Origin of the sequence: Methylobacterium sp. E-005 (assembly GCF_022829725.1) — a bacterium.
In the GTDB taxonomy this organism is placed as follows: Bacteria; Pseudomonadota; Alphaproteobacteria; order Rhizobiales; family Beijerinckiaceae; genus Methylobacterium.
Genome location: NZ_JAKSYG010000191.1, coordinates 1 through 303, shown reverse-complemented (window position 1 = coordinate 303; position 303 = coordinate 1). Strand labels below are relative to the sequence as shown.

The following is a 303-nucleotide window of genomic DNA, read 5'->3' as shown; positions in this document are numbered from 1 at the left end:
GGACAACCAAGATCCTCACGAGAGCTGCTGACAAGACGGTCAGGCGCTTGAGGGCGGCCGCGATCGCGGCGCAGCTCAGGAGCGTGACCAAGGTACCCCCCCACAGGGCGAAGCTCTAATCACGCTGAGCCTTTGCGACGCGCGCGACCTGCTCCGCCCGGGTCCGTTCTTCCAGATTGTCGGTGGCGGCGAGCTTCCCGCGCCGGGTGTCGAAGAACTGCTTGCCTCTGCCTTCAGCCTCGATGCGCACCGCATCCGGTCGCGTCGCTGGATTGGCTGCTTCTCGGATGGCGGTTTCGCCGA

At 66.0% G+C, this 303-nt stretch carries 1 pseudogene; it reads right to left on the bottom strand.

Annotation, left to right across the window (positions count from 1 at the left end):
* Positions 1 to 115 precede the first annotated feature (115 nt).
* Positions 116 to 303, bottom strand: a pseudogene (locus MKK88_RS21610) (chemotaxis protein); the annotation flags it as partial.